The 14,969-nt window shown below is 50.5% G+C and carries 1 protein-coding gene; it reads left to right on the forward strand.

Going from position 1 to position 14,969, the window contains the following annotated elements:
• The first annotated feature begins 14 nt into the window (after positions 1-14).
• Positions 15-14,969, forward strand: a complete 14,955-nt coding sequence (locus G9F48_RS04230; RefSeq protein ID WP_165409064.1) for a non-ribosomal peptide synthetase — start codon at positions 15-17, stop codon at positions 14,967-14,969.

Here is a 14,969-nt window from a genome sequence, read left to right on the forward strand (position 1 = left end):
ATGGAGGCAGCTCTATGAAAAGTGATATGAAGGCAAGCGGGTTACTCAAGCCATCTGTCAGCTATGGAAAACCATTGCGGCTTTCAGCGGATCAGCCGATGACGATTCCTGAAGTCCTGCACAAAACCGCCGCGGCAGCGGGAGATCAAAAGGGCATCACATATATACAGCCTGACGGCACCAAAGTGTATCAGACTTACAGCGGCCTGAAAAAGATCGCCCTTTCGATTGTGAAAGGGCTCCGCCAATCAGGGGTGAAGGCTCAGGATGAAGTCATATTACAGCTCAGTGACAATTCCCAGCTGATTCCTGCTTTTTGGGGCTGTGTTTTTTTAGGAGCGATCCCGGTTCCGCTTGCGGCCGCTCCGGCTTATACAGAAATGAACAGCGGGACGCAAAAATTGAAAGACGCCTGGACGCTTTTGAATCAGCCGTATGTCATCACAAGCCGTGACGTGCTGCCGGAGATGACTGAATGGGCGGAGGAGCAGGAGCTTTCCGGGTTTTGCGCTTTGGCGGCAGAAGATCTCAGTGCGCATGAAATGGATACGGACTGTCATCATCCCCGTCCGGAAGATTTGGCGATGCTGCTTTTGACCTCGGGAAGCACGGGCACGCCGAAAGCCGTGATGCTCAGCCATGAAAACATCGTCTGCATGGTCAAAGGAAATATTCAGATGCAGGGCTATACAAGTGAGGATGTCACGTTTAACTGGATGCCTTTTGACCATGTCGGCGGCATCGGAATGCTTCATCTGCGTGATGTTTATCTCGGATGTGAGGAAATCAACATACCGAGCGAATCCATTTTGATGGATCCTTTAAAATGGCTCGACCTGATTGATCATTACCGCGCTTCGGTCACGTGGGCCCCCAATTTTGCCTTTGGGCTGCTTGCCGATTTCGCAGAAGAGATTCAAACACGGAAATGGGACTTATCTTCCATGCGTTACATGCTGAACGGCGGGGAGGCCGCGGTTGCGAAAGTCGGACGCAGAATTATGGAGCTTTTAGAGCCGCACGGTCTGCCGGCTAATGCCATCCGTCCCGCATGGGGAATGTCCGAAACGTCTTCGGGCGTTATTTTCTCAGATGAGTTTACACTGGAAAACACGAGTGACGACGATCGTTTCGTCGAGATCGGTCTGCCGATCCCGGGATTTAATATGAGAATTACGGATGACCGCAATCAAGTGGTGGAGGAAGGAGAAATCGGCCGCTTTCAAGTGTCCGGTCTGACTGTAACGAGCGGATATTATGAGCGCCCGGACTTAAATGAGAGTGTCTTTACAGAAGACGGCTGGTTTGAAACGGGAGATCTCGGATTTCTGCGTGAAGGCCGCCTGACGATAACGGGGCGCACGAAAGATGCCATCATTATCAACGGTGTGAATTATTACAGCCACGCCATTGAATCAGCGGTTGAGGAATTGCCGGAAATTGAAACGTCATATACAGCGGCATGCGCCGTCCGGCCGAATCAAAGCACGACAGATGAGCTGGCGATTTTCTTTGTGACATCCATTCCGTTGGATGAGAACCGCATGACGAAGCTTCTTCATCACATTCACCAGCACGTGACACAGAGAATCGGCGTTACCCCTGATTATCTGCTTCCGGTCGCAAAAGAAGACATTCCTAAGACGGCGATCGGGAAAATCCAGCGTACTCAGCTGAAACATTCATTCGAACAAGGGCAATTTGATTCATTACATAATAACAGACAAGAAGGCGGCAATTCAGACACGGCTTCTGCAGAGAAAGAAATTGAACGGGATTTTATCCGTTTTCTGAAAGAGGAACTTTCCATCGCGGATGAGCTTGTTGATCCAAATACACCGTTTCAAAGTCTTGGCGTCAATTCCATCAAGATGATGAAACTCGCCAGATCAATTGAAAAAACGTATCACATCCGGCTGACGGCAAGAGAGCTGCACAAAAACCCGACGATTGGCGCTTTAGCGGCTTATACTGCTGAAAAAGCGGCAAACATGTCAGCGGAGCATCATTCCCAAAAAGCCGAACCGCCGGCAGAACGGGAGAGCCGGCAAACGGCGCCGGCGCTTTCAGAAGTCCAAAAAGGGCTGTGGACATTGCAGAAAATGTCGCCTGAAACGACTGCATACCATGTCCCGCTCTGTTTCCGATTCACAACCGGAATCGACAAAGAGAAACTGAAACAGGCGTTTCAGCTCGTATTAAAGCAGCATCCGATGCTCAAAAGCGCCGTGAATGAAACAGACGGCGGGTTTTATTTCATAGAAGCGGCAGATCCTTTTGTATTCTCGGAAGAAGATATTTCTGACGTCAATGAATCACAAATACCCGCTCTGATACGGAAAAAAGTGAAAGAGCCGTTTGTCAAAGAAGGCGGGCCTTTGCTGCGCGTGCGGCTGCTTTCAAAATCCGCCTCGGAACATTATCTTTTGACGGTCATTCACCACATCGTGTTTGACGGCATTTCATCCATTACATTTATTCATAGTCTGCTGGATCATTATCAGGCGCTGCTGGAGGGAAAAGAAGAGTTTGCGGCCGCCGCTCGCGGCATTCATCCCGATTTCGCGGCTTGGGAAAAGCGGTATTTAGCGGGTGAAGAAAGCAAAGCTGCCCGCGCTTACTGGATGAAACAGCTCGGGGGAGATCTGCCTGACCTTCAGCTTCCGCCGATGCGCACGGACAGCAGCGTTCCGGAGTTTACAGAAGATACGCTGACACGCCGTCTTCCCGAACGGCTGCTGAATAATCTAACGGCGTTTGCCGCATCCCGTTCGATTCATTTGTCTACCGTTATGCTGAGCTGCTATATGGTGCTTTTAAGCAAATATACAGATAAGGAAGATATTGTGACAGGCATGCCTGCGATGGTCAGACCTGAAGAACGCTTTGACGGAGTGGTCGGCCATTTCCTCAACATGCTTCCTATACGGAGCAGAGCCGGACGAAAAGAAACATTTGCTGACTTTGTTCAAAAGGTGCAGGATGCCGTTCTGGACGGACTGGATCACTCCTTTTATCCGTTTCCGAAAATGGTGCGTGATGTGCATGCGAAACCCCTGCAGAACGGTTCGCCTGTTTTCAGCAATGCCTTTTTCTATCAGAACTTTCTGCAGCATTCAAGCTATCAATCGATGCTGGATGAATACAAGGAATTCTCCTGTGAGTTTGTAAAAGACATTCATCAGGAGGGGGAATATGATCTTGTATTTGAAATGTGGGAAGAAGCTTCAGGCATGGATCTTACGATTAAATACAGCACCGAATTATTCGACGAAGCAGGGGCGGCCAGACTTTTCAGCCAATTTGTACAGGCCGCTGAAGCTTTGACGGCGAATCCGGATATGCCGCTTGAGAACGTTTCTCTCATGACAAAAAGAGAGGAGCACATGATTCTTAAGACTTGGAATGAGACAAGCCGTGAATACCCGGATGCCTGCTTCCATGAATTATTCGAACGTCAGGCGGCAGAAACGCCGGACGCTTGTGCGGTCGTGTATGAACAGCAAAAGCTGACGTACCGTGAGCTTGATGAAAAAAGCACGAAGCTGGCGCTCTATTTGCAGGCGCACGGTGCAGGCCCTGATGATCTCATCGGCATTTATACAGACCGTTCATTGCATATGGCTGTCGGCCTTCTCGGCATTTTAAAAGCCGGGGGAGCGTATGTGCCGCTTGATCCTTCTTATCCCGCTGACAGATTGGAATATATGATCGCCGACAGCAGAATTTCAATGTGTCTGACGACAGCTGATTTAGAGTACTCCTTGAACTGGGGAGGCGTGCAGACAACTGCCATTGACCGCGATTGGTCTCGTATTGAAAGTACAGCCGCGGAAAGAACGTCGCTGAAGCGGTTAGTGACACCTGACGATCTGGCGTACGTCATTTACACGTCGGGCAGCACGGGCAAACCGAAGGGCGTGATGATTCCGCACCGGGCGCTGACCAATTTCTTAATCTCGATGGCGAATGAACCGGGGCTTTCGTCTAAAGACAAACTGCTTGCCGTCACGACATATTGCTTTGATATCGCGGCACTGGAGCTGTACCTTCCTTTAATCAAAGGAGCGGAGTGCAACATCTGTAAGACAGAAGTCACAAAAGACGCGCGGAAGCTGAAAGAGCTGATTCAAGAGTACAAACCGACGATCATGCAGGCGACGCCGTTTACGTGGAAAATGCTCTTTCATTCCGGATGGTCAAATGAAGAAAAAGTGAAAATCCTTTGCGGCGGAGAGGCGCTTAGCGAACAATTGAAGCAGCAGTTTCTCGATACGAAAAGTGAGGCTTGGAATATGTTCGGGCCGACAGAGACGACAATCTGGTCCGCGGTGCAGCGTATAACGGAAAATGAGAGCGCGCTTACGATCGGGCGCCCGATCGCCAATACCCGCGTGTATATTATGGATTCCGGTCTCAACCCTGTTTTAGAAGGGGTGCCGGGAGAACTTTGTATTGCGGGAGACGGATTGGCAAGAGGGTATTTCAACAAGCCTGAGCTGACAGATAAAGCTTTCGTCAGCCACCGGCTCGAACTGGGATCAAAGCTTTATAAAACAGGCGATATGGCGCGTTTTCTTCCCGGCGGCCGCATTGAATACATGGGACGGATGGACACTCAAGTCAAAATCCGCGGCTACCGGATTGAACCCGGAGATATTGAGAGCCGGCTGAATGCCCATCCGGCCGTACAGGAAAGCGTAGTGGTTGTGAACAATCACTCCGGAAATGAAAAGCTTTGCGCATTTTATATCCTGAAAAACGGAGAGCCGCTTCCATCCGCGAAGGAATTGCGCAATCATTTGAAACAAGCGCTGCCGGCCTATATGACGCCAGCTTCGTTTATCCGTCTTGAAGAGCTGCCGCTCACACCGAACGGAAAAGTTGACCGCAAGCTTCTTGCTGCGCGCGATCTGACGGAAAAGCAGCCGGACACACAAACATTTTCATCATCTCATATCCAGCAGGCGGTGCTGGCGATTTGGCAGGATGTATTGAAAAGCAAAGATATAGAGCTTGATGACCGCTTTTTTGATGCGGGGGGAGATTCGCTTCTTGCCGTGACTGTCACTGACCGGATGACGCAGGAACTGGATTGTGAATTCAGTGTAACGGAGCTGTTTGAATACGCGACGGTAAAAGACATCAGCCGGTACATCACAGAACAAAAACCGAAAGAAACCGTTTTGGCTCCTGTGCCGCAAAAGAAAGTGAATACAGAAGACCGGGAACACCCAGCGGGAGAAATTCCCGATTATTATGAGGACAGTGTCGCGGTTATCGGTATATCCTGTGAGTTTCCGGGAGCGAAAGATCATTATGAATTTTGGAATAACATCAAAGAAGGCAAAGAAAGCATCACCTTCTTTTCAAAAGAGGAGCTCCGCCGATCCGGTGTTTCTGAAGAACTGGCTGATCATCCCGGCTTCGTTCCGGCTAAATCAGTTTTAGAGGGGAAAGAAATGTTTGATCCCGGTTTCTTCGGCTTTTCGCCGAAAGATGCGGAGTATATGGACCCTCAGCTGAGAATGCTTTTGCTCCATTCATGGAAGGCAATCGAGGATGCGGGATATATCTCAAAAGAAATTCCGGAAACAAGCGTGTATATGTCTGCCAGCACGAACTCTTACCGCAGCCTGCTGCCGGAGGAGACGACAGCACAGCTGGAAACGCCGGACGGCTACGTGTCATGGGTGCTTGCCCAAAGCGGTACGATTCCGACGATGATTTCTCATAAACTCGGGTTGAAAGGGCCGAGCTATTTTGTCCATGCCAATTGCTCATCTTCGTTAATCGGCCTGCATTCGGCTTTTCAAAGCCTGCAGTCCGGCGAAGCCAAGTACGCCCTTGTCGGCGGTGCGACCCTTCATACGGAATCAAGTGCCGGCTATGTTCATCAGCCGGGGCTGAATTTTTCAAGCGACGGGCATATTAAAGCGTTTGACGCGGCTGCTGACGGAATGATCGGCGGTGAAGGAGCCGGCGCCGTGCTCTTGAAAAAAGCGTCGGATGCCGTTAAGGACGGCGACCATATTTATGCGCTGCTGCGCGGAATCGGCGTCAATAACGACGGAGCGGATAAGGTCGGATTTTATGCGCCGAGCGTCAAAGGACAAGCTGAGGTCATTCAGAAGGTCATTGATCAGACGGGCATCCATCCTGAAACGATCGCGTACGTCGAAGCTCACGGCACAGGAACAAAACTCGGCGACCCGATCGAACTGTCCGCACTTCAATCGGTGTACGGCCGATATACAGATAAAAAACAATACTGCGGCATCGGTTCAGTCAAAACAAATCTCGGGCATTTGGATACAGCGGCCGGAATGGCGGGCTGCATCAAGGTTGTCATGAGCTTATATCATCAGGAAATCGCGCCGAGCATCAATTACAAAGAGCCGAACCCGAATCTTCATTTAGAAGACTCTCCGTTTTACGTAGCGGGAGAAAAGAAAGAGTTAACCCGTGAGAACAGAGCGCACCGCATGGCTTTAAGCTCTTTCGGTCTTGGCGGAACAAACACACACGCGATTTTTGAACAATATCCGGATGCATCCGAAGCAGCAGACGCTGCCGGTCCGTTCATCATTCCGTTGTCTGCCAGAAAAAAAGATCGTCTGAAGGAGTACGCAAAACAGCTGCTGGCTTTTCTGGAAAGAAAAACGGACGCCGGCCTCGCTGATCTTGCCTACACGTTCCAAGTCGGAAGGGAAGCGATGGAAGAGCGCGCGGCCTTTATCACAAGCGGCACTGCGGAGCTCAAGCGGCAGCTTGCCGATTTTATCAATGATAAGCCGGCTGTAACAGGCTGCTTCAGAGGAGAAAAACAGCAGGCGAAAGATATTGCCTGGCTTTCTGATGATGATGACAGTGCTGAACTCATTGAGAAATGGCTTGCGAAAGGAAAAGGAACGAAGCTCTGTGAAATGTGGAGTAAAGGTGTCGCCATCAATTGGCACAAGCTTTACAAAGACAAGCATCCGAAACGGATCAGCGTGCCGGTCTACCCGTTTGCAAAGGAGCCGTACTGGCCGAAAAAAGCAGAAAAGAAAACATCTGCCGCACACACCGGAGTCTCAGTTTTACACCCGCTCGTGCAGCAAAACACGTCAGATTTGGCCGTTCAGCGGTTCAGCTCACGGTTTACAGGCTCAGAATTTTTCCTGAAGGATCATGTGGTCAGGGAAAAAGCGGTGCTTCCGGGAGCGGCATATTTGGAAATGTCTTATGAAGCGGTAAAACGGGCGCTTGGCGGCTTATTAAAAGACCAAGACAGAATAACGCTCCATCATACCGTCTGGATGAAACCGATCGTCGTTCACGAACAAGAGCGCCAGGTCCATATTGCGCTGTTTCCTGAAGAGGACGGCATCATCTCATATGACATGTACAGCGTAAACGCTGACGATGAAGAAGTGCTGCACAGCCAAGGACGGGCTGAAATCATAAAGGCTGAACGAGAGCCTGAGGCCGACCTTTCTGCCATACAAAACAGATGCACAGCGGACATTCTTGATCCGGCGGCCTTTTATCGGGAAGGACGGAGCAGGGGGATGTTCCACGGAAAAGCCTTCCAAGGCATTAAGTCCGCCTTTATCGGCGAGAAAGAAGTGCTTTCGGACATACAGCTTCCGGATTCTGTTTCTCATACGAACGGACAATTTACGCTTCATCCGAGCATCATTGATTCGGCTATTCAGACGGCGACGATCTGCATTATGCAGGAGTTTTCCGGACAAAAGCTGATTCTGCCGTTTGCGCTGGAATACCTTGAAGTCGTCAAACCATGCACACCGACTATGCGGGCGCATGCACGCTTCAGCGAAGGATATCAAACCGGTGATTCCGTGCAGAAAGCTGACATTGACCTGTTCGACGAAACAGGAGCGCTTTGCGTGAAGGTGAGAGGATTCTCTACGAGAGTGCTTGAAGGCGATGCAGAATCGGCTCAGCGGCCATCAGGCTCGGAAAAGGTCTTGTTTGCACCGGTTTGGAAAGAAGCCGCCGCATCCGAGAAAGCTTCTGTCCATGCTGATGAGCATTTGATCATACTTTGTGAAGATGCCTGCCGTATAAAAGATAAAGCGGCATCCGGCCTGAAAGACGCCGAACTGCTGATTGCAGAAGGTGAGGGTGAAACAGCCGCTGAACGCTTCCAAAGCTTTGCGCAGACAATCGCTGAACACATCCGGCGGATCATCAGCGAAAAAAGGCAGGGCCGCATTCTGGTTCAGACCGTTATTTCAGCAGACGGCAGCCAGCAATTGTTTGCGGGGTTAACAGGTTTGTTAAAAACAGCAGAGCTGGAATACGGAAAACTTGACTGTCAGCTCATCGAGATGGAATCAATCGGCGAAATGCCGGCTGTCGCTCAAAAACTGAAAAACGACAGTCATCGGCCGCATGATAAACATATCCGTTATACAGGAGAAAAACGGTATGTGAAGGCTTGGGAAGAAATGCATCCTGCAGGTGGCGGCGCCGTCTGGAAGGACGAAGGCGTATATCTGATTACCGGAGGCGCAGGAAGCCTGGGGTTGATGTTCGCAAAAGAAATCGCAGGTCGCGTAAAACACCCGAAAATCATTCTGACCGGCCGCTCAAATCTGACAGAAGCCAAACAGCGTGAGCTTGCTATGCTTCAGGACTCAGGCGCAAATGTCGTCTACAAAAAGCTGAATGCGGCAGACCGGCGGGAAAATGAAGCGCTGATAAAAGAGATTACGGCGGAATTCGGGGAGCTTAACGGAATTATTCACGCAGCGGGAGTGATACAAGACCGTTTCCTGCTGCAAAAAACGAAGGAAGAGTTCAGGGAAGTGCTTGATCCGAAAGTGATCGGCACCGCTTATTTAGATGAAGCCAGCAAAGACTGCAATCTTGACTTTTTCGTATTGTTCTCCAGTGTTTCCGGCGTTCTCGGCAATGTCGGGCAGGCTGATTATGCCGCCGGCAACGCGTTTATGGATGCATACGCCGCTTACAGGCAATCCCTTACGGAGAATGGCCTGCGGCACGGAAAAACGATCGCCTTTAACTGGACGCTGTGGAAAGATGGCGGTATGCAGGCGGGAGACGAGACGGAAAGAATGATGAAAAAAGCTTTCGGTATGGTTCCGCTTCAAAAGGCGTCAGGCCTGGCTGCATTTTATGAAGGAATGGCTCAGGAAAGGCCGCAGCTTTTAGCAGCTGAAGGAGACGCAGCAAAATTAAAACAGTCGTTCCTGTCCGTTTCTGAAACTGAAAAGCCGCAGGTGGAGAAAATAGAGCCTGTATCCGCCGTTTCGGGAGACAAATGGCACGGTGCGCTTATCAGATTGGTCAGTTCAATTTTAAAAGTCGGCCAAGACGAGATTGATATTGATACGGAACTGAGTGAATACGGTTTTGATTCCGTATCCTTTACGGTCTTTACGAATCAATTAAATGAAGCGTATCAGCTGGAGCTGGCGCCGACGATCTTCTTCGAGCACGGGACGATCCGCAGTTTAGCAGAGTATTTGACGGATGAAACAGAAGCAGGTCTTCCTTTTCAGCCGGAAGAAAAACACGATGCAGAAGAATCTCTTCAAGCGCTTCACACCGCTTTGACAGCCATGGTAAGCGGCATTTTAAAAGTTGACCGTGAGGACATTGATACAGATACGGAACTGAGTGAATATGGTTTTGATTCCGTATCCTTTACCGTCTTTACGAATCAATTAAATGAAGCGTATCAGCTGGAGCTGGCACCGACGATCTTCTTCGAGTACGGGACGATCAGCAATCTCGCCGGATATTTGGCAAAAGAGCATCCGGGCCGTTTCGGCGAAAAGAAGAAGGAGTCTCCGAAAAAAGAGCAGCCAAAAGCCCAAAAACCGAAAATGCATCGGAAAAAGCGCTTCGCAACGGTAATGAACGCTAGGGCAGCGACACAAGAGCCGCGCCGCTTGGACCCTGTTGCCATTGTCGGAATCAGCGGCCGATTCCCGGGCGCGAAGGATATAGAGGAATTTTGGCGCAATCTGAAAGAAGGAAAAGATTCTATCACAACCATTCCGAAAGAACGCTGGGATTGGCAAGCGTTTGATGGCGACCCGAACCTTGAAAGGAATAAAACGAATATCAAGTGGGGCGGCTTTATCGACGGAATAGCTGAATTTGATCCGCTGTTCTTTGGGATTTCACCGCGGGAAGCCCAATATTTAGATCCGCAGCAGCGGCTGTTATTGACTTATGCATGGCGGGCGATAGAAGATGCGGGCTGTAAGCCGGAAAGCCTTTCCGGCACAAATACGGGTGTCTTTATCGGCACCGGAAATACCGGTTATAAAGATTTGTTCACAAGGGCAGGTCTTGCGCCGGAAGGACATGCGGCGACAGGCAGCATGATTCCTTCCATCGGTCCGAACCGTTTAAGCTATTTGTTAAATCTTCACGGGCCGAGCGAGCCGATTGAAACGGCATGTTCAAGCTCGCTTGTTGCGATTCACCGGGCGGTATCCGCTATAGAAAACGGAGAATGCGACATGGCGATTGCCGGGGGAATCAACACGATTCTGACGGAAGAAGCGCATATCAGTTACAGCAAAGCAGGCATGCTCAGCAAAGACGGAAAATGCAAAACCTTCTCCAAAGATGCCAACGGGTATGTCAGAGGAGAAGGCGCGGGAATTCTGATGCTGAAGAAACTGACAGATGCAGAACGTGACGGCAATCCGATTTACGGCGTGATCCGCGGTACGGCTGAAAACCACGGCGGCCGGGCGAATACGTTAACCTCGCCGAATCCGAAACTGCAGGCTGATTTATTGGTGAAAGCATATCGGAAAGCGGGAGTGGACCCGAGCACCGTCACGTATATTGAAGCGCACGGTACAGGAACGGAATTGGGCGACCCGATTGAAATAAACGGTTTGAAAGCGGCGTTTCACGAGCTGGCGAAAACAAATCAAGAGCCCGAAGTCTCCGATCACCGCTGCGGCATCGGTTCGGTCAAGAGCAATATCGGCCATTTAGAGCTTGCCGCGGGAGTATCAGGCGTCATGAAAGTGCTTTTGCAAATGAAGCACAAAACGCTGGTGAAAAGCCTGCATTGCGAGACGATCAATCCGTACATTCAGCTCGATGACAGTCCTTTCTACATCGTGCGGGAAAATCAGGAATGGACGGCAGCGAAAGATAGAAACGGAAATGCGATTCCGCGCCGGGCCGGGGTCAGCTCATTTGGCATCGGCGGGGTCAACGCCCATATCGTCATTGAAGAGTATGTCCCGAAAGCAGCCGCTCAGCCTGAGCACAGTCCGGAAAATCCGGCAATCATCCTTTTGTCCGCCAAATCAAAAGAAAAACTGTTTGAACAGGCGCAGCAGCTGCAAAAAGCGATCCGTCAAACGCCGTATACAGATCAAGACTTGGCGGGCGTCGCTTATACGCTGCAAACCGGAAGGGACGAAATGGAAGAGCGCCTGGCCATTCTTGCAGCGACGATGGCGGAATTGGAAACAAAGCTGGAAGCATTTACGAAAAATGAGAAAAACATCGCGGGGCTGTATACCGGCCAGTCTCACCGCAATAAAGATACGTTTGCCTTGTTCACGGCAGATGAAGATATGGACATCGTCATTGACGCCTGGATTAAAAAAGGAAAATTCGCCAAGCTGGCAGAGGTATGGGTGAAAGGCGGCGTGTTGAATTGGAACCGGCTGTATGAAAAGGGTACGCCGCGTTTACTCAGTCTTCCGTCTTATCCGTTCGCAAAAGACACGTATTGGGTGCCTGAGAATCCTGACAAAAATAAGGTCCCTACAGAGGAACGGATGAAACGTATTCTGACAAAACAATGGGAACCGAGCCCGCTCGAACTGCGTGAACCGTGCCCACGTTCCGTTGCGATTTTGACAGGCGGGGACACGATCAATCTCGCAGAAGAGATCGCAGCGCATATGCCGAATCACCGTATTATCACAACATCAGACCTTACCGGTGAATATGACTGGCAGGCGTTTGGCGGAGTCATCGACCTTCTCGGCGCAGCGAAAGAAGAAGCTTCTGGAGATATGACCGGTATCAAATGGCTTCAGCAATTGATTGAGCATGGGCATAAAGAAGGGATAACACTGCTTTGTGTCACGAAAGACCTTGAGTCAATGGGGAAAAAGGCCAATCAAATAACGGGAGCAAAACGGGCCGGGCTGTACAGAATGCTGGCATGCGAGTACAGTCATCTGTCTTCAAGGCATCTCGACCTTGAAGGAGCGCTTTCGGATGACAAACTGGCGAAGCAGATTGCCGATGAGTTTCATGCCCGTACTGATGACGCGGAAGTTTGCCGGAGGGACGGCTTGCGCTACCGCGCCGTATTGAGCGGCTCAGAAAATATGAATACGCAAGGCGAGAGAATTGATTTTCCGGACAACCATGTGCTTCTGATCACCGGGGGGACGAGGGGGATCGGTCTATTATGCGCACGCCATTTTGCCGAACATTACGGAGTGAAAAAACTGGTGCTTACAGGCCGTGAGACCCTTCCGCCGCGAAGTGAGTGGACGGGCGGACTGAATGGGGTGACGGCTTCTGTAAAAGCGAAAATTGAAGCTGTTCTCGACTTGGAATCCAAAGGTGTACAAGTGAAGGTATTGTCAGTCCCGTTAGCTGATGAAGCCGGGCTGAGACAGGAACTGAGTCAGATCAAACAGACGCTCGGACCTATCGGCGGCGTGATTCACTGCGCGGGTGTGACCGATAAAGAGACGCTCGCATTCATCAGAAAAACCGATGCAGACATACAGCGCGTGCTCGAGCCGAAAGTAGACGGGCTTCATGCGTTATACAGTGTGCTCAGCGAAGAGCCGCTGAAGTTTTTCGTCTTGTTCTCTTCCGTGTCAGCTGCGATACCGGCGCTTTCGGCAGGACAGGCCGACTATGCCATGGCCAATGCGTATATGGACTATTTTGCAGACTCATACAAAGAGCAGCTGCCGATCGTAAGCATTCAGTGGCCGAACTGGAAAGAAACCGGAATGGGCGAAGTGACGAACAAAGCTTATAAAGAGAGCGGGCTATACAGCATCACGAATGCAGAAGGATTACAGCTCCTTGACGGCATACTTCTTGAATCAGCAAGAGGCCCGGTGCTGCCGGCCGTTCTGAATCCTAAGCTGTGGAAGCCGGAGCGATTCCTGCGGCGAAGCAGGCAGGATCAGCCAATGAGCCCTGCTATGGTAAAACCGGCGGAAAAAACCGCTGATACTGCCGCAGACAACGCTCAATTAACAAGGAAAACAGAAGAATGGCTGAAAGAATTATTTTCTGAAGAGCTGCGGATTGACCAGGATCAGCTTGAGACAGACGTATTATTCCAAGATTACGGAGTGGACTCCATTATCCTTGCTCAGCTTCTGCAGCGGATCAATCGGAATCTCTCGGCATCGCTTGACCCGTCCATTCTGTATGAATATCCGACGATTCAATCTTTCGCAAATTGGCTTTTCGAAGGATATACAGAAGTTTTGTCAGAACGGTTTGATTTGGCGGCGGCTGAGCCTGTTATGAAGAAGCCGGCTGAGCCGGTAATTGTAACACAAGCCGTTAAGGTGCAAGAAGAGCCGGCCGAAAAACAGATTCACCGGGAAGATATCGCGGTCGTCGGCATGTCCTGCCGGTTTCCGGGGGCGGCTTCCTTAGAGGCATACTGGTCGCTTTTGGCTGAAGGCCGTTCGGCTATCGGTCCTGTTCCGCCTGAGCGATGGGGTTTGAAAACGCCTTATTACGCGGGAATGCTTGATGGAATTGATCAATTTGATCCGGACTTCTTTTTACTGGCTGAAGAAGATGTAAAGGCAATGGACCCTCAAGCTTTGGCCGCTCTGGAAGAATGTCTTAACCTGTGGTATCACGCGGGCTATACGCCGGATGAGATAAAGGGAGAAGCAATAGGTGTGTATCTCGGCGGACGCAGCCGTCACAGACCGGGTGAAGAGAAACTGATGGATGCGAAAAACCCGATCGTCGCGCTGGGCCAGAATTATTTGGCCGCAAATCTCTCTCAATATTTTGATATGCGCGGCCCGAGTGTTGTCCTCGATACGGCTTGTTCTTCTGCTTTAGTCGGAATGAATATGGCCGTGCAGGCTCTTGTAACAGGAGAAATAAAAGCGGCCGTCGTCGGCGGTGTGAGCCTGTTTGAATCAGAAGAAACCCATAAATTATTTGAACAGCGCGGCATATTAAGTAAAGCGCAGTCGTTCCATGTATTTGACGAACGCGCCGATGGAGTCGTGCTGGGCGAGGGAGTCGGAATGGTTCTTTTAAAAACCGTGTCTCAGGCCATTGAAGACGGAGATTCTATTTATGCCGTAGTGAAGGCGGCATCTGTCAATAATGACGGAAGAACGGCAGGCCCGGCTACGCCGAGTCTGGAAGCGCAAAAATCCGTCATGAAGACGGCTCTTGAAAAAAGCGGAAAACAGCCGGAAGACATTACTCATATTGAAGCGAACGGTTCAGGCACGGTCGTGACGGATCTGTTAGAACTGAAGGCCATTCAATCCGTCTACCGTTCAAAAGACGCCGGCCCGCTCGGAATCGGATCTGTGAAACCGAACATCGGGCACCCGCTTTGCGCGGAAGGAATTGCAAGTTTCATAAAGGTTGTTCTCATGCTGAAAGAAAAGAGCTTTATCCCGTTTTTATCAGGTGAGCATGAAAACACACATTTTGATAGAGAAAAGGCCAATATTCAGTTCAGCCGCACTCTGGCAGACTGGCCGTCACCAATGCCGGCGGCAGGAATTAACTGCTTTGCCGACGGCGGAACAAATGCCCACGTCATTGTGGAAGCGTGGCAGGAAGACGAAGGGCGCCGAATCAAGCGCCGCCCTTTAACACCGCCTGCATTAAATAAGCGGCTGATTTCGCCGGACAGCAAAGAAGAAACGAACGAAAAAGCTGCGGCAAACATCTGGGATACCTATGGAGTGGAGGTTTAA

This window comes from Bacillus sp. EKM420B (assembly GCF_011065565.1).
GTDB lineage: Bacteria > Bacillota > Bacilli > Bacillales > Bacillaceae > Bacillus > Bacillus velezensis.